Origin of the sequence: Aeromonas sp. 95A (assembly GCF_051919235.1) — a bacterium.
GTDB classification, from domain to species: Bacteria; Pseudomonadota; Gammaproteobacteria; order Enterobacterales; family Aeromonadaceae; genus Aeromonas; species Aeromonas veronii.
In genome coordinates, this window is the sequence record NZ_JBQBFC010000001.1 from 4,277,747 (window position 1) to 4,297,137 (window position 19,391).

Sequence of the window (19,391 nt, forward strand, 5' to 3'; positions counted from 1 at the left end):
CGGCCACGAGGGCCGGTTTGGTACTGGTTTGCCAAGGGATCAGGCGGCGTGCTCGACCTTGTTTGGCTGCTTGTTTGCTTGCTGGGAGAAGCCTTCCAGCTCGCCCGGGGCGAAGTTGTCTACCTGGATCGCTTCGTAGCGCAGGGCATCGGCGGCCAGCAGTTTGTCCGCTTCGTCCTTGCTCAGGATGGAACCGGCCAGTGCGGCGGCAACCAGCTCCGGCAGAGCCAGTTTGCGGGGCAGTTTGCCCTCTTTCTGGGCCTGCACCAGCTTCTTCTCGTAGGGCTGCACAGCGACCATGGCCTGGAAGGCGCGCTCCATCAGGCCGACCGGATCTGCCTCGTCCTTGCCCACATAGCAGAGGGCGGTCAGACGGTCGCGGAACTCGCCCGGCTTCATCATGGCCAGGCAGATGGCGTGGCAGCGATCGTCGGCCGGCATCTTGTAACCGACGCCGAACGGGAACACCACGCGCTTGAGTACGGCACCCACCACCTTGTTCGGGAAGTTCTGGAAGAAGCCCTCGAACGCCTTGCCAATCAGGTAGAGGTTGCGCTCCACCGCGTACTGCACGAACGGCAAATCGGAGACCATACGGCCCTGATCCTCGTAGTGCTTGAGGGTGGCGGAGGCCAGGTAGAGGTGGCTCAGCACGTCACCCAGACGGGCGGAGATCATCTCCTTGCGCTTGAGATCGCCACCCAGCATCAGCATGGAGACGTCGGCGCACAGGGCCAGCCCTTTACTCATGCGGGACAGCTGCTTGTAGTAGCGGGCGGTTTCACCGGCTACCGGCGCGCTGTTGAACTGACCCAGGGTCAGCCCCTGGAACAGGGAGCCGAAGAAGTTGCCAGCGCCGAAGGCGATGTGCTTCATCAGCAGGGCGTCAAACTTCTCGAGACCGCGCTCCACGTCGGTGTCGGCTGCAGCTTCCAGCTCGGCAAAGACGTACGGGTGGCAGCGGGTAGCCCCTTGCCCGAAGATCATCAGGTTGCGGGTCAGGATGTTGGCCCCTTCCACCGTGATGGCGACCGGAATACCCATGTAGGCGTAGCCGGTGTAGTTTTTCGGGCCCAGCTGGATGGCACGACCGGCGTGGATGTCCATGGAGTCATCCATGATCTGACGCGCCATTTCGGTCATGTGGTACTTGGAAATCGCGGTGACGATGGCCGGTGCCTGACCCAAATCCAAGGAACCTGCGGTCATACGACGGGCCCCTTCCAGCTGATAGGTGAGGCCGCCGATGCGAGCCAGCGCCTCTTGCACCCCTTCAAACTTGCCGATGGACATGCCGAACTGTTTACGCACGTAGGAGTAAGCGCCCACGGTGCGGCTCGCCATGTGACCGCAAGCGGTGCCCAGAGCAGGCAGCGAGATGCCGCGACCGGCGGAGAGGCACTCAACCAGCATACGCCAGCCGCGACCGGCGTAATCCGGGCCGCCGATGATCCAGTCGAGCGGAATGAACACATCCTTGCCGAAGGTCGGGCCGTTCATGAACGCCAGACCCATAGGGTAGTGGCGATCGCCGACGCGCACGCCCGGGTGGTTGGTGGGGATGAGTGCGCAGGTGATGCCGAGCTCTTCCTTGTCACCCAGCAGCTTTTCCGGGTCATAGAGTTTGAACGCCAGCCCCAGCACGGTGGCGCGTGGCGCCAGGGTGATGTAGCGCTTGTTCCAGTTGAGGCGAATACCCAGCACCTCTTCACCCTTGTGCATCCCCTTGCAGACGATCCCCTTGTCAGGAATGGCGCCGGCATCGGAGCCCGCTTCCGGACCGGTCAGGGCGAAGCAGGGCACCTCTTTGCCACTGGCCAGCCCCGGCAGCCAGAAATCTTTCTGGGCCTGGGTGCCATAGTGCATCAGCAGCTCGCCCGGGCCGAGGGAGTTCGGCACCATGACGGTGACAGCCACGCTCAGGCTCTTGGTCGCGATACGGGTGACGATGGTGGAGTTGGCAATCGCCGAGAATTCGCGGCCGCCGTAGGATTTCGGGATGATCAGGGAGAAGAAGCCTTCCTTCTTCAGATAGTCCCACACCGGCTCTGGCAGGTCTTTGGTTTCGTTGACGATCTTGAAGTCATCAACCATGGCGAGCAGGGTTTCGACCTGATTGTCGATAAAGGCCTGCTCCTCTGCGGTCAGCTCGGCCTTGCCGTAGCCGTGCAGTTTTTTCCAGTCGGGGTTGCCGCGAAACAACTCGCCATCCCACCAGACGGAGCCGGCTTCCATAGCCTCCCGCTCGGTAGCTGACAAGGGCGGCAATATCTTTTTGAAGATGCCGAACACCGGACGGGTTACCACCTTTTTACGGATGGAGGGTACGCCGAGCACAACGGCTATCGCCAGCACCAGCAGGACAAGCAATGTGATCATACCGAAGTTCCTTCTATTTCACTGTTTCCGTTGATTTATTGTTGGTTGTTACACGGCCAGGGAGAGCCTGGTCGACTCCACGGGCGCCCCGACTCCGGACGCCAGATAAGGAATAACGTTGCGCACCAGCCCTTCCACATCGAGCTGCTGGCCAAAGTCGGCCAGGGCGATGTCGCGCAGCGCATCGGCAGAGGCCATGGTGAATACGACGGTGCCCAGAGTGAAGTGCAGGCGCCAGAAGAGATCTGCCGGCGACAGGGCAGGATTGGCCTTGGAGATGGCCTGGGTGATCCGCTGTAAAATGGGGCCGTAGTGGGCGGTGATGAAGCGGCGCAGGTGGCCCTGGCTGTCGATATAGCCGCGTCCCAGCAACTGCATGAAGATGGCCGGGCCGTTGGCCCGCACCGCCGAGAGCTTCATCAGCGGCTCGACAAAGCTTTCAAACAGTTGCAGCAGGGTCAGCTGCTCCTGCTCCATCAGTACCCGCAGGCGAGCATCGAGATCGGGCATAAACTGGCTCAGATAGCGGTCGAGCACTGCCTGGATCAGCTCCTTCTTGGAGCCGAAGTGATAGTTCACCGACGCCAGATTGACGTCGGCCTCACTGGTGATCAGACGCAAAGAGGTATCGGCGAATCCCCGCTCGGCAAACAGCACTTCAGCGGCGTCGAGAATACGGTTTTTGGTATCGATTTTACTCACTGGACACCTCACTTAAACGAATGTTTAAAAAGTACGTTTCATAACGTGAGGTGTCAAGAGAATGTGAATGAGTGTTAGCGGAATGTTTTTCGATGAAAAAAGCAAAGTGGGCGGAACTTAGTCAAAAAGCAGGACTCTATATCTATGCCACTGCAATTAAACATTAAGTCTCGCCCAACCAGCTCCATGCTAGTTGGGCCTTTTTTTGCGCGTCTGTTACCGGTTTGCGGTTTGCAGGCAAAAAAAAACCGCCGCAGGGAGCGACGGTGGGGAAAGTGAGTTCGCGTCATCCTGACGGCAAACTGTCGATGCGAGTTCAGGCATGTATCGACGGGGGCAGTATGCCAGCCAGAGCCCCTCAGACTATGTCAGCTTCGCGGTATTTTGTGACAAAGTGTGGCAAGCACTGGCGTGGCCCAAGCTGCCGCTCTTTGCTATGCTGCCCTTTCAAAATATGAGGGGAGAGAAGATGAAGTACCCGGTCGATACCCACACTCACACCATTGCCAGCACCCATGCCTACAGCACCATCCACGACTATCTGCCGATAGCCAGGGCCAAGGGGATCAAGCTGTTTGCCACCACGGATCACGGGCCCGAGATGGCCGATGCCCCTCATGTCTGGCACTTTGCCAACTTGCCGATATTGCCAAGAGTGGTGGATGGGGTAGGGATCCTGCGGGGTATCGAGGCCAACATCAAAAACCTCGACGGGGAGATCGATTTTCCCGAGCGTTACGAGTCGCGCCTCGACATGATCATGGCGGGCTTTCATGAGCAGGTATTCCCTCCCTGCGATCAGGCCACTCACACCCAGGCGATGATCAACGCCATCAAGAGCGGCCGGGTCGATATGATCAGCCACCCGGGCAACCCCTCATTTCCCATCGACATTCAGGCGGTGGTCAAGGCGGCGGCCGACTATCGGGTGGCGCTGGAGATCAACAACTCCTCCTTCATTCATTCCCGCCCGGGGAGCGAAGGCAACTGCCGTGCCATAGTCGAAGCCGCGCGAGATCTGGGGGCCTATCTCACTTTCGGCTCTGATTCCCACGTGGCATTTACCCTTGGCGATTTTGACCATTGCCACCGTCTGGTGACCGAAGCGGGCTTCCCGCAAGAGCGGATCCTGGTGCGCTCCCCCCGCGCCCTGCTCGATTTCCTCGAGAGCCGCGGTCGTGCCCATATCCCCGAGTTTGTCGATCTGTAAATCGGGCTCTAACACCATGAGCCAACTCATAAAATCGAGCTGGTTCAATTGACTTGCCGGTCATTTTTTATGAATGTGGAGAGCAACAAGCCGGTATAGCTCAGTTGGTAGAGCAGCGCATTCGTAATGCGAAGGTCAGGAGTTCGATCCCCCTTATCGGCACCATATAAAACAAAGGGTTAGCTTCGAGGTGAAGCTAGCCCTTTGTGCTTTTTGGCGTGGGGTACCACGTGGGGTACCACATCTAGCAAACGGTAGGAACATTACTGTATCCACTTACCTCGCCACCGGCAGGTCCTCCCAGCGTGTGGTGTAACAGGGGCTCAGGTGCGCTTGTCGCATCATCCACTCAGTCGACCCCGCGCCTTGGCTGGCAAAGCCTACGCGCCCCAATCCCTTGGCTTTGATCTGGTCCATCACTGCCATCAGCGCATCTGATTGAGCGGAGGACGGGGCAAACAGGTCGGCCTGTTGCTGCCCCTTGGGGGTGAACTCACTCAGCATGACTCCCCCCTTCTGATAACGGTAACCGTCGCGCCAAATCTGCGGTAGCAGCACGTTCACTTGCTGCAGCAGCAACCGGGTATCATCGCTAGGGCTGACCAGCCGGATGCCCGCCTGCTCACTGTAGTAAGGCGCACGTTCGTCAAAGGGGCTGGTCCGCACGAACAGGTGCACCCGCTGGCAACACATTCCCTCGGCCCGCAACTTCTCGGCAGCACGAGCCATAAAGCTTGACAACGCTTGGGCCATTTCCCCACGGTCAGTCACGCGCTCCCCAAAGGAACGGCTCGAGAGGATCTGCTGCTTCGCCGCCGGTTCAACGGTCAGCTCCGCGCAAGGCAGGCCACGCAGCTCCTGCACGATCCGCTCGACCACCACGCCGTATTGGGCGCGTAACCCTTTGGCATCGCTAGCCACCAAGTCAGCCACGGTGTTGATGCCTTGTGCCACCAACTTGGCCCCCAAGCGCCGCCCTATGCCCCACACCTCATCCACCGGGGTGATAGCCATCAGCCGGGCGCGGCGCAGCTCGTCACGCAAGTCCACGACGCCGCCAGTGGCAGGCCACTTCTTGGCTGCATAGTTGGCCAGCTTAGCGAGGGTCTTGGAGGGGCCGATCCCAACCCCTACCGTTAAGCCGGTCCACTGCCACACTCGCTGCCGGATCTGTTGCCCATAGGCTATCAGGTCCCCGGCAAACGACTCTGACAGAGACAGGAATGCTTCATCGATGGAGTAGACCTCCAGCTCGGGGGCCATGGTCTCCAACGTGCTCATCACCCTGCCAGACATATCTCCATAGAGTGCGTAGTTGGAGCTGAACGCCACACCGCCATGCGCCTCGAACTGCTCGCGGATCTTGAAGTAGGGCCCGGCCATCTTGATACCCATCGCCTTGGCTTCGGGGCTGCGCGACACCACGCATCCATTGTTGTTGGAGAGCACCACGATTGGGCGGCCACGCAGCTCAGGGCGAAACAACCGCTCACAGCTGGCATAGAAGTTGTTTACATCAACGAGCGCTATGGCCATCACGCTGCCTCAGATTGCCAATCACATGGGTGACCACCCCGAACAGCTCCAGGGAGAGGCTCATGCAAGGGTCGATAGGCGCGAACGCCGGATTGGCTGGCAACAGCCGCAGCCTCGGCTTGAGCTGCAAGGTCTTGACTGTGAAGCCGCCGTCAAGCAGTGCAATTACCACATCACCATGGCGCGGGGTCAGGCTCTTATCGACCACCAGCAAGTCACCGGGAAAGATGCCGACCCCAGTCATGCTCTCCCCCTCGGCACGCAGATAGAAGGTTGCTGCAGGGTGCGCCACGCAGTGGGTGTTGAGGTCCAACTTCCCTTCCAGATAGTCGCTGGCTGGGCTGGGAAAGCCACAAGAGGCGCGATGCAAGAACAGCGGGATGGTCACCTCGGCGGGTGATGGGTCTGGGGTTAACAGCTTCATGGTAACAGCACCTGTATTTATATACAGCTATTATAGCGCGCCACCTTTGAACCAGCGCAAGTCCCGCATGCCACTGATGGCGTACCATGGCGCCAATAGATAACAAAGAGGTCAGTATGAGTCACAATCTGTGTGCCCTACCGAAAGAGCAGCAAGAACGGGTCGAGGTCGAGAAGGCCGCCGCGTATGCGGTATGGAAGGAGCGCAACGGTTACTTGGCCAGCGCAGAAAGCGAAGCAAGCCAGCATAAGGGTGAGCTGGGCAGCTACTTTCTTGAGCAAGTAAGTAGGTACAAACGGGGCTAGCCTTCCTGTAGCCATGTTTTTATTCTGGGAACACCTTAAGTCCCTTAACTCTCGCGCAAATCCGGGCTTCGGAGCTTGAAGATGCAGCCCTTGGCTACCAACTCGTCCCGGTTTGCCAGCACCAGCGGGTAGAGCAGCGGATGCTGTTCGTGATCGCCGTTATAGCTCACTTGCATGCGCTCCAGCGCGTAATGCATCAAAGGGATGCGCTGGTTGAGCAGCAGCTTGCCATCTGGCATGGCATAGTCACTGGCAATGATGGCCTGTTGTCCTGCGCTGAGGGTTGGATTGGGTATGACCACCGCAGTGACCTGGGTGTTCCACTCAAGATCCTGATCCCGGCCGTGAGGGGAGGTATCCAGTAGCTCAGGTTCCCCACGAAACCGGCTCATCACAAAATCCAGATACACCCCTTTCTTCTCGCAGTAAGCGCGAACGTGCCAGCGGATCCCGTCATAGACCAGGGTATGGGGCACGATATTGCGGCCGCTTTGCTCCTCTGAGCTGAGGGATACGTAATCGACATCGACCCGCAACTGACCGCGAGCCGCTTGCACCAGACCCCGCACAATCTTGGGGTCGATATGGCGGTTGGGTACATCCAAGATCTCGATATGGCCGTAGCGCAAATCCATCAGCGGCAGGGTCAACAGCCCCGCTTCATGTTGGCGTTGGTGCTGTTTTTCACGATGTAACAGCATCAGGTACTCATCTACCTTTCCTTCACTAAATCGCGGCACGAATTGCTCGGTGGGCTTGTATCCCTTCAGGCTTCGGTCATAGATCAACCCTTCTGGTGAGTAGTAGGTCAGGTAGTGATTGATATCCCGTGATGCTTGCTGGCGGCCGATATTGAAGGCTGTCATTAGGTGATTGGTGGTCAGCCGACCTTCCCATTGCAACACGATCTCTAGCAGGCGAAAGCGTAGGGTCTGATCCCAAGTGAGCTCTCTGGGGGCCATATGTGCTCCAAAATGCGACATGTGTATGTAACCAGTATCGGCATGAGTATACAGGCGACATATACTGAGTTAATCACAGTGTGGTGAAAAAGATTGTGCTGTCTGTACCACGTTCTACCAGCATATTGCCGAAGTGCAGCTCAACTTCGGTTGCTCTCACAATCACAAGGTCATGCCAGGCTTTGCCGCCAGGCCCTATACCTCAGGGCTTTCGGGATGGTGTAGTACGATTAGGTGTATTTATTTAGTGCAAGGGTACCAAGCAGATGAACGTGGTGGAGACTCAAAGGGTGCAGGTAAAGGGATAAGGCAGAGGACGTTGCCACTCTATTCTGCGGCTTACCAGAAATGAAGGTTGAGCTTATTCAGGTGACCGATTGATGGACTTTCAGAATAAAATACCCTTCGCAATGAAGACCGAGACCGGTGCAATTGTCTCGGTCGATGATGTTGAAAGAGGACTTGCAGCCGGTTGTCATTGTCCCAGTTGTAAAGGATTGCTCGTTGCCAGAAAAGGTGAGCAAAACCGCCACTGCTTCGCGCATTACCGTGACAGCAAGGAAAAATGCTTCTACGCCTTTGAAACCAGTGTTCGGTTGATGCTGCTCTCTAAGCTGGAAAGTGTAGTGAAGCTAAATACCCCTGCCCATTACACCTCGTTTGATGGGGTCAAGGAACTAGTTGCTAAGGCCCATGCTGACATTGGCGTTCAATTTGTTCCGCAAGCAGAGACCCATGGTGTTCCGGCAGGGCTATTTCAGTTGATGTCCCGACCAGATTTCCACCTTGCCTTACACTTTCCTGCCGCGCACGAGCCTGTAGGGTTGTACCCGCTGTGGCTGGGGCGATTCATTGCCAAACACCCTAAAACAGGCGTTTTGGCTGTTCGTTATAACCAATTTGGCGACCGGATGTTCGATAAGTCTCGCCCAGCAGGGATGGACACGACGACTTTGATGCTGACTATTCTCAGCGAAAATCCCAACTGCCTGCATTGGCTCTATCACCCACGCGAGGAGATGGCGCTGATCGCCCTGAAGCAGCTTGCCGAACAGCGACGGCAAGAAGCAGAGGAGAAAGCCAGACTGCAGCAACTAAAACAAGAACAACTGGAGGAAGCGCGGCGTCAGTATGAGGCAAAGCAAAGGATGCAACGCGAGCACCAAGCGGCGATTACGGCTCAGATGAGATTGGCTGAACAGGAGCGCGCCGCCCAGAGAGCACGGGACTATGCCGCACGGGCTGCGCAAGACAGCGACAAGACCAGCATTGGGGGGCAGTATCCACGATCTACGCCGACCGCGTGTCGTAATTGCCAACTACAGCACCAACGCCTTGATGCTGACGGCTACTGCTATCGCGAGGTTTGCATCAGATCTCGTGCGAAACGAATAGCAAGAGCAGAAAAGGCAGATGCGTCTACGCGGTATTCCTACGCCAGCATGCGAGGTGGCGCAAATGTAAACAGCACTCCCCAGAAACAGACCAACCCCGTTGCCAGTCCGCAACCCGTGAGCGACACGCAACGCCAGTGGTACTCCTCTATCAAACCGGGTTTCTGCCCACACTGCGGGGGCGATAGAGGCAATGGCCCGAATGGTTGGTGGTGTGAGATATGTAAATAACCCTGTCAATCAGCGTCCAAAATTGACCAGGGTTAGCTGGCTGATTTCATCCTCTGTTTGACGCGGTACGAATCATTTCCCGTCTCGATGATTTCGCAGTGATAGGTGATCCTATCCAGCATCGCTGTTGTCATTTTCTAATCCGTAAATACCTAGCCCCATTCGCTGAAGCTCAGGTTGGTGCGCTCGTACAACTTGCAGAGCAGGTGAAACAGCAGGGCTCCACCGCTTTCGGCAAACGGCAGGTAGCCCAGTTCGTCTAGGACCACCGCATCAATATTGACCCGCCGGTTGGCAAGCTGCCCAGCTTTGCCTGATGCCTTTTCCTGTTCCAGTTGGTTGACCAGAACCACCACGCCGTAGAAACTCACTCGTTTGCCCTGCGTACGGTATTGAGTCCCAGGGCGATGGCTAGGTGGGTTTGACCCGTCCCGGTTCAGCTGCTCTTCACCTCTTCCTCGCTCCAGTCAAACTGATAGGCCTCACCAGCCGCGAATGTCAGAGGGACAAAGGCGGCCACGTTGGCCGGCAGCTGTTTATAGTCACGGGCGAAGCGCTGGACGCTGTCGTAGGCGCCCCGGTAGTCAAGGCGTTGTAGAGTTGTCTTGCACAACGGTTTGTCGCTTGGGCCGCTTTGCATCGAGGTCCAGCCACTGGGTCAGAGTCGGCTCGAACTCGCCGAGCTTGGGTCTGGCAGGCTGCTGGCGTCGATATTTGGGCGGTGCGGAGGACGGTTGGCGAAGGTACTTGCGAACGGTATTGCGAGATAGCCCTGTGACTTTAGTGATGGCGCTGATGGACTGGCCGTCCACCTAGTACATACACCGGATCTTCAATACGGTTTCCATGATTAACACTCCAGGTTATCCGATCCAAAGAGCGGATAGTTGCACCCTCTCAGGGTGGTCAAAATTAGACGCTGAAAACCCCGGAAACCTAGTCATTTTTGCGCGCTGATCAACAGATTTAGAGATAACTGACAGGTGGCAGAGATGATATACAGGGGGAAGTTCTGTGAGTGCTGCATCGGTGCTGTGGCGGACTATGGCAAAAAAAACTGTATTAATATACAGTGGTGTATTCTGCACTACCTGGGGCGATTCAGAACGTTGTCTGTCAAACGTGCTCCGTTATGGACGCTATGCTGTGACGCAATGTACTAAACAACATTAACCTGTTGGTGTAATTATATGTAATTTGGTGCACAATGACACCACTTCTACTATAGGTTTCAAATTTATGGCTCGTTCCCCTATTACGTCTGATCGCAAAAGCGTCAGGACTTCAGTCATGCTACCTGAGGACGTGCATTTTCAGATACAAGCTCTGGCTGATGCAAATCAGGTATCGTCCGCATGGATCATCCGCATGGCGGTGCAGCGTTTCCTAGATGAAAGCGAGGGGCGCTTGGAGCTCACTTTTCGTCCGTCTGCACGGCAGGGTCATGGTTCATGAATAAAGATGTTATTCTCCGTAAACTGGCACGTCTTCAAGCTTCAGATAAGCCTCGTGTACTCGATCTTTTCTCTGGCTGTGGTGGTATCTCATTAGGCTTTGAATCTGCCGGCTTTGAGATGCGGGGCGCTGTTGAGTTTGACCCTGATGCTGCGAGATCCCATGGTCTGAATTTCCATGGTGGTGCGGATGCTCATTGTCAACCGATCGACATAACAAAGACGACTCCAGTTGAATTATGTCATCGGCTTGAGCTGGGTAATGTTGAAGATGCTTTTGACGTTGTTGTTGGTGGGCCTCCTTGCCAAGCATTTGCTCGCGTCGGCAGATCAAAGCTGCGTGAAATAGAAGAACACCCAGAAGCATTTATTCATGATCCACGTGCGCAACTCTACAAGAAGTATCTGGAATATGTAGATGCTTTTCAGCCACTTGCAGTGCTTATGGAAAATGTGCCTGACATTCTTAACCACGGTGGGCAGAACATTGCCGAAGAAACCTGCGAGGTTCTGGAAGCCAAAGGCTATGTCTGTGCCTACACATTACTTAACGCAGCATTCTACGGCGTCCCACAGATGCGGGAACGAATGTTCCTGATCGCATACCGCCGTGAGTTGGGGGTGACAGTTTCGTTCCCTTCTCCAAGCCACTGGTTGATACTCCCCCCTGGTTATGAAGGATCTCGATCTGTAGCTCTGAAGTCACTGCGTAGCTTGGATGATAATGCTCATTCTTACGTTGCTCCCCCATCTGCAAGTCCTGACCTTCCCCCAGCAGTGACGGCTGAGGAGGCTCTACAAGACTTGCCTGCAATCAATGCTAGAGAGCTACTAGCTGCTGGAAAGATTTCCCGTGGTGCGCGGCGATTTGACAAACCAATCGATTACAGTAACAGGAAGCCTTCAGCATACGCAGAACTGATGCGCACTTGGCCTAGTCATGAAGCACCTCAAGACGGATTGACGGATCATGTTATCCGTTATTTGCCGCGGGACTACGAACTATTTGCCCGTATGAATCCAGGCGATCAGTATCCGGAAGCGTATGCGCATGCTATCGACCTGTTTCAGGAGCGCCTAGCTTTTGCGCAAGCCAGAGGGGAATACTTAGAAGAGGGTTCAAAAGAGTATCTTGGCCTGAAGGACTCGATAGTACCGCCTTATGATGCAACGAAGTTCCCTAACAAATGGCGAAAGATGTGGCGTGATCAACCAGCGCGTACACTGTTGGCCCATTTGGGTAAAGATGGGTATAGCCATATCCATTACGATAGCAAGCAGGCACGAACAATTTCCGTACGTGAAGCTGCACGGCTTCAGTCTTTTCCTGATGGTTTTCGTTTCAGCGGCACGATGAATCCAGCGTTTAAACAGATCGGAAATGCAGTTCCGCCTCTGTTAGCAAAGGCTCTAGCTACCCACATGATGCAGACTATCAAGCAAGCAATTACACAAAAGGATATGACAGATGAATCTTGTCGAGCGGCAACGACAATTTCTTGAAGCTGTCCAGAAGGACTTCGGTACGTCAAAGGCCGTTCGACCAAGAGAGCTGTTTGGTGTGTCGAACAGCGCGAAGGTCGTCGAGGGCGGTATCCAGCTTGGGGTTGTCAATCTGGATAATGTTAAAGAAGATGTCGAAGCCCTAATATTTGGCTGTGTTCTTCGGTTTCCCCCGGAAGATGAGGTTTATTTTGCTGTTCTGGTTCGCAAGGACAAAGCTAACTTCCTGAAGCGTCTGGCAGAGATGAAATGTCTCGGCACGATTACAAAAAGTGTGGGGGATGGTTCGGAGCTTGCTCTAGAAGTTGCTGTAGATAGTGACGAGTCGTCAGAATCGCCTGATACCACGATCAAGTACAGCGCTAGGAACAATCTCGTGCCGATCTATCTGGCAAGAGATGGACGCCTTTGGCTGCGAAACGCCAAATTTTGGGATAGTTTGGCTTTCGACCTCACACCTTTCGGGCCCTCCACTGAACCAGACAAAATTGTTGTTGCGCTGTATCCGCCGACGGCGTCCGCAAGGCGTAGCCTTCTTGCCCGTGAGTTCATAGGTTGGTTGGGTAGCTTGGTTGGTAGGGAAAAAATACACGAACTCCCCGTATGGACTGATACTGCAACACTCAGCCAGAAGATGTGTCGTCTGCCGGCAGCAATTCCAATCAGCGAAATCGAAGATTCTATCAGGGCTCTTGGTGGGTACTATCCAAATAGAGAGGTCCGGAGATTTCATGCCGCTCTGAATTTCCTGGACCACAAGCATTTCGTGATCTTGTCGGGGCTCTCAGGTACTGGAAAAACTCAACTGGCACTAAAGTATGCTCGTGCAGTACATGGTTTGAGTACAAATACAGCTTCTGATCCACTACTTTTCGAGTGTCCGGTTCGTCCAGAATGGACCGACCCCACGGGATTGACGGGCTATTACGATGTCTTGACGAACCGATATGTTGTGCCGACTTTTTTGGAAGCTGTATTAGTTGCAACAGCCCACCGAGATTCTCCAGTATTTGTCATTCTCGATGAGATGAATCTTGCACGTGTTGAATACTATTTGTCGGACATATTGTCTGCCATCGAGACTGGTGGATCTTTGCAACTGCACTCTAATGGTGTACCGCTGGAGGGAACCACTGGCGCCAGTGTCCGTGCCGAGATTCCGTTACCCTCTAACTTGTTTATTATCGGTACAATTAACATCGATGAGACAACCAACCCAGTCAGCGATAAAGTACTTGATCGGGCTTCTGTGATCGATATGTCAACGGTAAACGTAATTGGTTTTATGGATTCATTGGCGGCCCATCATCCAGAGTTACAGATTGCAATAAATGCTTCCAAACCAAAACTAGCCGAAATCCACGGTCTCTTAGAGAACTATGGCTTAGGGTTTGGTTACCGAGTAATTGAGGAGTTTGTGCGATACCATGCCTTCGATGCCAAGCACTTGCAAAATCAGGCTGACAGCGTTACTGACCAGTTGCTGGTACAAAAGGTCCTGGTCAAGTTACGTGGATCAGAGCGTCAACGTCCACTACTCAATGCCCTAGAAAAGGCTTGTAAGGGGCTCCCACATGCACAGAAGTATATCCAGAGGCTACTGAATGACCTGGATGAATATGGTTCCTTCCAGGCGATGCGTTGATAAATGACTGCGCTATATATACAGGGAGAAAATGGGGAGCCTGAATGGCAGGTCTGGCCTAAACAGGATGTTATTCCTAGTGGCTCAATCAGGGAGGCATCTTCCTATCTGTTTGAGCTACGCGATTGCGATGATGCTCTTGCAGCCGATCTCTTGATTGATGATGTCCCTATTGAGGCTTTGCGTTCGCGCCAGCCACGCGTTGCGCGTTGGCGCTGGGCACCGGGTTTTCATGCTGGAACTGTGCAAGTAGCATTAAGGCTTTCCGGTATCGGAATACGCCGATTCGAGATCACAACAGACCCGGATCTTCGTAAACTCACTCGTAACGACTTTGACGCAATGGTGCGTGAGGTATTAGAAGACACCTTTGCGCTTTTCTCACTGAGTGCTTTTCGTAAGAGCGTCGCCCGCCAGCCTGGTAATAAGCCACCTCCTCTAGCCCGACTAGAGTTCCTGCGCTCGCGAGCTGAGGATATCACGCAGACTATTGCGACAATCAACCGCTCACCTAGGCATTTCCTGCGTGCAGAACAGGTCACAGTACCTTCTCACTGCGCGGTACGTGCTACAGGACCGGAAATTATCAAGTCGTTCCGCACTGGACTTGTTCGGATGGAATCCAACCAGCCGTCACGATTGCCAGCAGTGCTCCGAGGGCGATTGCCTGCACAGATTACAACACAGAAACGGCGTAACAGCGTAGATATCCCGGAGCACAGGCAGATCAAAACATGCTTACGGTCGTGGGCAGCTTGGTTGTCAAGTGTTGCAGATGTACTTGCAAAGATAAGCCGTAACGAAGATCCAGATATGCTCACTACCGCTGGTAGTTGGGCGGTCCGTACACGACATATTGCGCGCCAGTTAAACGATGCTGCTAGCTCAGGTTTTATGACAGAGGTTAGCGACAGTCCGGGAATGCTGCAGATGTCTTCGTTGTTTCGCAATGACCCTGTTTACCACCGTTTCTATCGTTTATGGCAAGATATGAACTTGGGTCTCGCAGCCCTTTTCGGCGATTTCTTACAGATGCCATTGGCAAGAACGTATGAACTGTACGAACTATGGTGCTTTCTACGCCTTCTTAGAGCAGCTATTCAAGAGTACGGTTCAACTGGTGTTGATTTAGGCAATTTGTTCGTAACTGATGCTGTTGGTGGTGTAACCATATCCGCAGGTGCAGTAATTGTGTCTGTCGGTCCTGATAAGACCCTGTGTTTTCAACGTCAATACCGTGAGTACTGGATAGAGCCAAGCGGTGAAGGTAGCTTCAGTAGAGTTATGGTACCTGACATGGTTCTTGCTGGTAGTGATTTCGGCAGTCTTGGGAAGCAGGTCATAGTCCTAGATGCGAAGTACCGGATTAATGATGGTCTGAATGACGCGTTGACTTCTATTCACACATATCGTGACGCATTGGTACAAGAGGCTAAGAGTGGCGAAATCGAAGGGGTTGTTACGGCCGCCTACCTACTAACGCCGTATGCTCCTGTCACTAGATCTGATTTTAAGACTACCCCTGTACCAGGGCGATTTTTTCATCCTCAGTACAGAGATAAGTTCCGCTTCGGTGCTATCACCCTACGTCCAGGAATGAGCTGTGATGAATTGAGAAGCAGCTTGAAAGCGATTGTTGCCGATGCTGCTAGGAGTTCTGATAACTGATTTACTGATTCAGGTAAAGAATTACTTCAGTATGAGCCGGATCTGTGGGAGGTGATATCAAACCATCGGCTATGAATGCATGAAAATATAGCCTCTGGACTTGCAGGTCCACAATCTATAAATTTAAAGTAGCCCTACAATCAGAGGGCGATAAGCAGAGCGATATCTTTGGAGTTGTGAGGGAACATGAAAAAAAATAGCAATTTGCTAACTGAGATTTCAGTAGACTTGAAAGGCCTTGATGATATCAAGCTTCTAGCGCTGCATGCAGCAGTTGCAAGTGAGGCAAGAAGCCGTGGGTTGAACTTCAATGTCGGCGAAATCGGTGAAAAAATCGCTATTAATCTCTTTAAAGAACGCACAGATCTTCCTGTTTTAGCTCCATCTCCTCGAGGCACAAAAAACATAGATGCAATTTCTCGTGAAGGAAATAGGTATTCTATTAAGACCCTACAAAGGGCAAAAAAATCTGGGACAATATACCCAGATAAATCCAATAAAGAACGGCAGTTATTTGAGTTTATCCTTATTGTGATAATTCATGAAGATTTTACATTAGAGCGCATAGTGGAATTCGATTGGAAACAGTTTTGTGAGGTTCGTAGCTGGGATACTAGAATGCAAGCATGGTATGTCGTCCGTTCCAACCGGGCATTAAACTCGGGGCGGCAGATTTATCCCAAACCTGTAATCCAAGACATACATGCTTCTCTGAGTGAGATTAAACCAACTGTAGTAAGTGCGGTCGAACTTATAGATGCTATAACCTAACTACTCCACTCAGAGTTAGAGGTTTTTTTGCATGAAATATATTGAAATAATTCCATGTAAACTACTTTTTTGCCTAATGTAGTCTGGTAAAAAAGTTATTTAAGGTAATGCTTTTAGTTTCTTGATGTGTTGCATTATTTGGTTTAGTGAGCCAGATAATAGTGTTATTTCAATCCGCTCCTCTCCTTTATAGTAAAATTCGATGAGCTCATAATTAGAGCTGTCTTCATTTTCAAATATAACAATTCCTTTTTCAACAGTTCCACGTATTAACCATGTTTGAAAAATCCAATCTGCGGACAACCCAATCATTGTAAATTTTGAGTTTAGTGTGGTAGCGTGGTCAGAGTTGTACATATTAAACTCTCGAGTGTTGATTTTCCATGATTTCTAATACGCTATACAGTCTTAAACATAAAGTCAAGTTTATGTATGCTGCTGGTTTTATAGTGTGAATAATTAGTTTTGGTTAAAGCATGACATCCTAAGGATTATAATTCAAATCCAATTGACACATCACGTGCTCATTGGGTTTTGCTTATTGTAAGCCTATATGGGTTATACTCATGTATTTTATTGTTGGTGAGTATGTCGCACCAACAATGCATCAACTATAGATTAATAAATGACTACCTCTGTGCATGCACGTTTTTAGCGGGAAGCAGGCCTGCGGCCTGCTCAAACTATCTCAACAAGTATTTACGCCAGATGGAATACCTCAACCAGCTCGTGGCTGACCGGGCTGTTGTCCGGGTTGGAGGGAGGGCATGATCTCTTTCATATAGGTCCACCACTGCTTGCAGATGGCGGTATCGGCCACTGCATTCCAGTGCGCTTCGCTCGCAATTTCTACATAGGCAAATAGTTGATCCCATTTTCTGTGTACTCCTAATGATGGTAAGCCGTTGTAGAGCTCACTGCTGGCAATGCCTTCTTCCTCCATGAGCGGGCCACCTGACCGATGTGGCAGTTACAAATTTCCTCGTTCTGCCAGCGACACCACTCCCTCAGTACCGACGACCAGATGATCCAAAATCCGGATATCCACCAGTGCCAGGGCATCCTGTAGGCGCAGGGTGATCTCGATATCTGCCCGGCTGGGTTCCGGGTATCCCGATGGGTGGTTATGTATCAGTATCAGGGCGGCAGCATTGTGGTGCAGTGCCCGTTTGACGACATCTCGGGGGTAGACGGTTGCAACGGACAGGGTGCCAAGGAACAGCTCCTCGTAGGCCAGGATCCGGTGTTGGTTATCAAGGAACAGTGCCGCAAAAACTTCGCGCTCCCGTGTTTGCAGCAGCCCTTGCAGCCCTTGCTGTGCCGGGTATTTATCGGCTAGAGCTGTGCCCTTGGCGAGTTTCTGGCGGGCAACGGCTTGGGCGATGGTGAGGAGGTCATCGTCGGTGACAAGGTCAGTCACCCGGTAGGTGCCGGGGGTTTCCCCTGCGATCACGCCTTGGCGCAGTGCGTGATGTCCGCGCTTATTGCGGGGGAAATCGCGATATAGACATAGCCGTGGCTGCCAAGGGTATCGGCTTCGCAGGTAAAGCAGCTGTGCTGGATAGTGATGCAGTGCTGACGTTGGGCATCCAGTTCGCCGGTCAGCAGCTTGGCTTCCAGAGCTTTGATGATCTCCGGGAAAGCCAGGTCGAGCTTGGCTATCTGCACCTCACTCCAGTCACCAATCAGACTGGCCCGATCGGATAGAAAATCGAGCCGGTAGCGACTCTGTATCAGACGAGCACCAAAGCGTGGTGAGATATCACGCGGTAGACCCCAGCAAATGCTGGGGAGCGGTGTGAGAGATCTGGAGATCTGGAGAGTGTGTGGCAGAGTATGTTGGATCGGTTGTGGTCATGATTAGCGATACCTCAGTTGAATGTCTATACAGGTGCCGGGTACGTTGTGACGCTGGCGCAATCTGGTCAGGTGCTCGGGAAGGTCGGTCAGGCTTGCTAGCCTCCCCCGATAAAGCCGGGAGAGATTGATGTAGTTGGGATGGCTCACGGTGATGGTCACCTGATGCCCTGGTTGCCAGCGGCCAAACAGGCGAGCTTTGGCTTCCCTGATGGTGGTGATGCCGGGCGCTGGTAACGTCTGGCGGTTGCGCAGATGCAGCTTGTTGAGCTCGGGGGCATAGCGATGCACCTCGAGTCCGTTGATAAGACGGGTCATGTTCGGTGACTCCAATGATGCCAAGGGCCAGCCTGAGAGGGCTGGCCCTTTATGCTGTGTGCGGATGACCAAGATTGTGGGACGTCAACGAGTACAGTCAGCCGTCTCGTTGATAACCGGCTTGCAGTTGAGTCGGTCCAGCAGGTGCCGCGAGCCGTATTGGGCTACCAGCCGGTCTATGGCCATCTGGGCGCAGGCCGTTCTGCTGGGCTTATTCTCAGGTATGACGTAACGCGCGGTGAGCCAACCGCCGAGCAGCGCGATGCGATAGCCACTCGGGATGTGGGTGAGCGACGTCCCTATGCCCCTCCCGTGAATGAGGAAGGGCACGGCTTGGCCGCCGATGTCGATATCCATGCGCTGGCCCTTGAGCTCGAAGGTAGTGAACTCGCCGGTTTGCGGATGTTTGCCGGGCACCTTGATGGTGATGTTTTTCGCCATTTCACACCTCCGGTTTGGCTTCAAAATGGTGGGTCATAACGCCCGCCTCCGGATCGATGCTGATAAACGCCGGGGCTTGTGGGTAGTACTGGTAGAGCCGCTCCAGCTCAGCACGAAACGCCTCGACGTTTGGCGCAATCACATGGCTGGTATCCCCCTCGGCGTAGGTAAAGGTCTCCAGCTTCTCTGTGTTAATCCAGATGCCGAAATACCAGGCGTCTTCCTCGGTATCGTATTGCTGCCAGCCCTGGGCCAGCAGCGTGCGGTCGTAGTAGTAACGGTCTGCTTGATGGCTGCCTCGGTCGATGCGGCAACCCGTCACGGTGAGCTCAAACGGGATACAGCCCGCCTTGTGGGCTTTTTTGACCCGACGCAGCAGCTTGAGGGCTTTGGCTCTGCTGCGGCCATTACCAAGCGGATGCTGCTGTGTGGCCCGTAATGTCAGGTGGGTCATTATCTTCGGCGCGGTGTTGTGGTTGAGCTGGCCGATAGCAGTGGTGATCTGCCGAGCAGTCAGGGTCTTGTAATCACGCAGGTCGTGCATGGTTAGGTTCCTTAAAATGCAAACAGCCCCTCGGAGTGAGGGGCTGC

21 protein-coding genes, 1 tRNA gene and 1 pseudogene are annotated in these 19,391 nt (G+C 53.6%); 9 read left to right on the plus strand and 14 right to left on the minus strand.

Annotation, left to right across the window (positions count from 1 at the left end; translation table 11 throughout):
* Positions 1 to 39: 39 nt before the first annotated feature.
* Both ACTG2U_RS19605 and ACTG2U_RS19610 read right to left on the minus strand, forming a co-directional pair.
* On the minus strand, positions 40 to 2,379 hold the full coding sequence (locus ACTG2U_RS19605; RefSeq protein ID WP_421347417.1) for an acyl-CoA dehydrogenase: 2,340 nt from the start codon (positions 2,377 to 2,379) through the stop codon (positions 40 to 42).
* A gap of 48 nt (positions 2,380 to 2,427) precedes the next feature.
* The gene (locus tag ACTG2U_RS19610; protein ID WP_439974982.1) at positions 2,428 to 3,081 is read right to left on the minus strand and encodes a TetR/AcrR family transcriptional regulator; all 654 of its coding nucleotides are present in this window, start codon (positions 3,079 to 3,081) and stop codon (positions 2,428 to 2,430) included.
* Between the two features lie 469 nt (positions 3,082 to 3,550).
* Between ACTG2U_RS19610 and ACTG2U_RS19615 the strand changes: the two genes are divergently transcribed.
* Both ACTG2U_RS19615 and ACTG2U_RS19620 read left to right on the plus strand, forming a co-directional pair.
* A complete protein-coding gene (locus ACTG2U_RS19615; protein WP_111900856.1) occupies positions 3,551 to 4,291 on the plus strand; it encodes a phosphatase in 741 nt (246 codons plus the stop codon).
* An 89-nt stretch (positions 4,292 to 4,380) separates the two neighbouring features.
* Positions 4,381 to 4,456, plus strand: a tRNA-Thr gene (locus ACTG2U_RS19620).
* A gap of 111 nt (positions 4,457 to 4,567) precedes the next feature.
* Here ACTG2U_RS19620 and umuC read toward each other — a convergent pair.
* Positions 4,568 to 5,827: a translesion error-prone DNA polymerase V subunit UmuC gene (umuC, locus tag ACTG2U_RS19625; RefSeq protein ID WP_439974983.1), complete on the minus strand. Its 1,260-nt coding sequence runs from the start codon at positions 5,825 to 5,827 to the stop codon at positions 4,568 to 4,570.
* Positions 5,808 to 6,251 carry a translesion error-prone DNA polymerase V autoproteolytic subunit gene (gene umuD, locus ACTG2U_RS19630; protein ID WP_094697199.1) on the minus strand — a complete coding sequence of 148 codons (444 nt, stop codon included), beginning with the start codon at positions 6,249 to 6,251 and terminating at the stop codon, positions 5,808 to 5,810. The genes umuC and umuD overlap by 20 nt, the downstream gene beginning before the upstream one ends.
* A gap of 116 nt (positions 6,252 to 6,367) precedes the next feature.
* On the opposite strand from umuD, the gene ACTG2U_RS19635 reads away from it, so the two are divergent.
* On the plus strand, positions 6,368 to 6,556 hold the full coding sequence (locus ACTG2U_RS19635) for a DUF3283 family protein (protein WP_010634570.1): 189 nt from the start codon (positions 6,368 to 6,370) through the stop codon (positions 6,554 to 6,556).
* Positions 6,557 to 6,600: 44 nt separating this feature from the next.
* Here the strand turns inward: ACTG2U_RS19635 and ACTG2U_RS19640 are convergent, their stop codons facing one another.
* On the minus strand, positions 6,601 to 7,518 hold the full coding sequence (locus tag ACTG2U_RS19640; protein ID WP_224159575.1) for a WYL domain-containing protein: 918 nt from the start codon (positions 7,516 to 7,518) through the stop codon (positions 6,601 to 6,603).
* A 380-nt stretch (positions 7,519 to 7,898) separates the two neighbouring features.
* On the opposite strand from ACTG2U_RS19640, the gene ACTG2U_RS19645 reads away from it, so the two are divergent.
* On the plus strand, positions 7,899 to 9,143 hold the full coding sequence (locus tag ACTG2U_RS19645) for a hypothetical protein (RefSeq protein WP_439974984.1): 1,245 nt from the start codon (positions 7,899 to 7,901) through the stop codon (positions 9,141 to 9,143).
* A 32-nt stretch (positions 9,144 to 9,175) separates the two neighbouring features.
* Here ACTG2U_RS19645 and ACTG2U_RS19650 read toward each other — a convergent pair.
* Positions 9,176 to 9,576 (minus strand): annotated as a pseudogene (locus ACTG2U_RS19650) (ATP-binding protein); the annotation flags it as partial.
* A 3-nt stretch (positions 9,577 to 9,579) separates the two neighbouring features.
* Positions 9,580 to 9,783, minus strand: coding sequence for a hypothetical protein (locus ACTG2U_RS19655; protein ID WP_439974985.1), 204 nt, complete (start codon positions 9,781 to 9,783; stop codon positions 9,580 to 9,582).
* Positions 9,784 to 10,433: 650 nt separating this feature from the next.
* Between ACTG2U_RS19655 and ACTG2U_RS19660 the strand changes: the two genes are divergently transcribed.
* The 5 genes from ACTG2U_RS19660 to ACTG2U_RS19680 all read left to right on the plus strand — a co-directional run bounded on the left by ACTG2U_RS19660 (position 10,434) and on the right by ACTG2U_RS19680 (position 16,184).
* Positions 10,434 to 10,598, plus strand: coding sequence for a hypothetical protein (locus tag ACTG2U_RS19660; RefSeq protein ID WP_368174019.1), 165 nt, complete (start codon positions 10,434 to 10,436; stop codon positions 10,596 to 10,598).
* Positions 10,595 to 12,100 (plus strand): DNA cytosine methyltransferase, encoded by a 1,506-nt coding sequence (locus tag ACTG2U_RS19665; protein WP_439974986.1) that lies wholly within the window; start codon positions 10,595 to 10,597, stop codon positions 12,098 to 12,100. Before ACTG2U_RS19660 ends, ACTG2U_RS19665 begins: the two co-directional genes overlap by 4 nt.
* Complete coding sequence (locus ACTG2U_RS19670; RefSeq protein ID WP_439974987.1) at positions 12,066 to 13,745, plus strand: McrB family protein; 1,680 nt, start codon at positions 12,066 to 12,068, stop codon at positions 13,743 to 13,745. The genes ACTG2U_RS19665 and ACTG2U_RS19670 overlap by 35 nt, the downstream gene beginning before the upstream one ends.
* A gap of 3 nt (positions 13,746 to 13,748) precedes the next feature.
* Positions 13,749 to 15,413, plus strand: coding sequence for a DUF2357 domain-containing protein (locus ACTG2U_RS19675; protein WP_439974988.1), 1,665 nt, complete (start codon positions 13,749 to 13,751; stop codon positions 15,411 to 15,413).
* A 186-nt stretch (positions 15,414 to 15,599) separates the two neighbouring features.
* Positions 15,600 to 16,184 (plus strand): hypothetical protein, encoded by a 585-nt coding sequence (locus tag ACTG2U_RS19680; RefSeq protein WP_439974989.1) that lies wholly within the window; start codon positions 15,600 to 15,602, stop codon positions 16,182 to 16,184.
* Positions 16,185 to 16,283: 99 nt separating this feature from the next.
* Here the strand turns inward: ACTG2U_RS19680 and ACTG2U_RS19685 are convergent, their stop codons facing one another.
* From ACTG2U_RS19685 to ACTG2U_RS19715, 7 genes are all read right to left on the minus strand, one after another.
* The gene (locus tag ACTG2U_RS19685; RefSeq protein WP_439974990.1) at positions 16,284 to 16,541 is read right to left on the minus strand and encodes a hypothetical protein; all 258 of its coding nucleotides are present in this window, start codon (positions 16,539 to 16,541) and stop codon (positions 16,284 to 16,286) included.
* A gap of 361 nt (positions 16,542 to 16,902) precedes the next feature.
* Positions 16,903 to 17,127 carry an L-rhamnose mutarotase gene (locus ACTG2U_RS19690; protein ID WP_439974991.1) on the minus strand — a complete coding sequence of 75 codons (225 nt, stop codon included), beginning with the start codon at positions 17,125 to 17,127 and terminating at the stop codon, positions 16,903 to 16,905.
* 27 nt (positions 17,128 to 17,154) lie between these two features.
* Positions 17,155 to 17,637 (minus strand): RadC family protein, encoded by a 483-nt coding sequence (radC, locus tag ACTG2U_RS19695; RefSeq protein ID WP_439974992.1) that lies wholly within the window; start codon positions 17,635 to 17,637, stop codon positions 17,155 to 17,157.
* Positions 17,634 to 18,029, minus strand: a complete 396-nt coding sequence (locus tag ACTG2U_RS19700; RefSeq protein WP_439975136.1) for a type IV toxin-antitoxin system YeeU family antitoxin — start codon at positions 18,027 to 18,029, stop codon at positions 17,634 to 17,636. Before ACTG2U_RS19700 ends, radC begins: the two co-directional genes overlap by 4 nt.
* A 15-nt stretch (positions 18,030 to 18,044) precedes the next feature.
* Positions 18,045 to 18,359, minus strand: a complete 315-nt coding sequence (locus ACTG2U_RS19705; protein WP_158112451.1) for a hypothetical protein — start codon at positions 18,357 to 18,359, stop codon at positions 18,045 to 18,047.
* A gap of 84 nt (positions 18,360 to 18,443) precedes the next feature.
* Entirely contained in the window at positions 18,444 to 18,800 is a 357-nt protein-coding gene (locus tag ACTG2U_RS19710; RefSeq protein ID WP_158112450.1) for a hypothetical protein, read from the minus strand.
* A 1-nt stretch (position 18,801) separates the two neighbouring features.
* The gene (locus tag ACTG2U_RS19715; protein WP_439974993.1) at positions 18,802 to 19,344 is read right to left on the minus strand and encodes a hypothetical protein; all 543 of its coding nucleotides are present in this window, start codon (positions 19,342 to 19,344) and stop codon (positions 18,802 to 18,804) included.
* Positions 19,345 to 19,391: the final 47 nt, after the last annotated feature.

Bases quoted from the DNA above. Each gene is read 5' to 3' on its own strand.
- ACTG2U_RS19605 (WP_421347417.1), bottom strand. From the start codon at position 2,379: ATGATCACATTGCTTGTCCTGCTGGTGCTGGCGATAGCCGTTGTGCTC.
- ACTG2U_RS19615 (WP_111900856.1), top strand. From the start codon at position 3,551: ATGAAGTACCCGGTCGATACCCACACTCACACCATTGCCAGCACCCAT.
- umuC (WP_439974983.1), bottom strand. From the start codon at position 5,827: ATGGCCATAGCGCTCGTTGATGTAAACAACTTCTATGCCAGCTGTGAG.
- umuD (WP_094697199.1), bottom strand. From the start codon at position 6,251: ATGAAGCTGTTAACCCCAGACCCATCACCCGCCGAGGTGACCATCCCG.
- ACTG2U_RS19635 (WP_010634570.1), top strand. From the start codon at position 6,368: ATGAGTCACAATCTGTGTGCCCTACCGAAAGAGCAGCAAGAACGGGTC.
- ACTG2U_RS19640 (WP_224159575.1), bottom strand. From the start codon at position 7,518: ATGGCCCCCAGAGAGCTCACTTGGGATCAGACCCTACGCTTTCGCCTG.
- ACTG2U_RS19645 (WP_439974984.1), top strand. From the start codon at position 7,899: ATGGACTTTCAGAATAAAATACCCTTCGCAATGAAGACCGAGACCGGT.
- ACTG2U_RS19655 (WP_439974985.1), bottom strand. From the start codon at position 9,783: ATGCAAAGCGGCCCAAGCGACAAACCGTTGTGCAAGACAACTCTACAA.
- ACTG2U_RS19660 (WP_368174019.1), top strand. From the start codon at position 10,434: ATGCTACCTGAGGACGTGCATTTTCAGATACAAGCTCTGGCTGATGCA.
- ACTG2U_RS19665 (WP_439974986.1), top strand. From the start codon at position 10,595: ATGAATAAAGATGTTATTCTCCGTAAACTGGCACGTCTTCAAGCTTCA.
- ACTG2U_RS19670 (WP_439974987.1), top strand. From the start codon at position 12,066: ATGAATCTTGTCGAGCGGCAACGACAATTTCTTGAAGCTGTCCAGAAG.
- ACTG2U_RS19675 (WP_439974988.1), top strand. From the start codon at position 13,749: ATGACTGCGCTATATATACAGGGAGAAAATGGGGAGCCTGAATGGCAG.
- ACTG2U_RS19680 (WP_439974989.1), top strand. From the start codon at position 15,600: ATGAAAAAAAATAGCAATTTGCTAACTGAGATTTCAGTAGACTTGAAA.
- ACTG2U_RS19685 (WP_439974990.1), bottom strand. From the start codon at position 16,541: ATGTACAACTCTGACCACGCTACCACACTAAACTCAAAATTTACAATG.
- ACTG2U_RS19690 (WP_439974991.1), bottom strand. From the start codon at position 17,127: ATGGAGGAAGAAGGCATTGCCAGCAGTGAGCTCTACAACGGCTTACCA.
- ACTG2U_RS19705 (WP_158112451.1), bottom strand. From the start codon at position 18,359: ATGACCCGTCTTATCAACGGACTCGAGGTGCATCGCTATGCCCCCGAG.
- ACTG2U_RS19710 (WP_158112450.1), bottom strand. From the start codon at position 18,800: ATGGCGAAAAACATCACCATCAAGGTGCCCGGCAAACATCCGCAAACC.
- ACTG2U_RS19715 (WP_439974993.1), bottom strand. From the start codon at position 19,344: ATGCACGACCTGCGTGATTACAAGACCCTGACTGCTCGGCAGATCACC.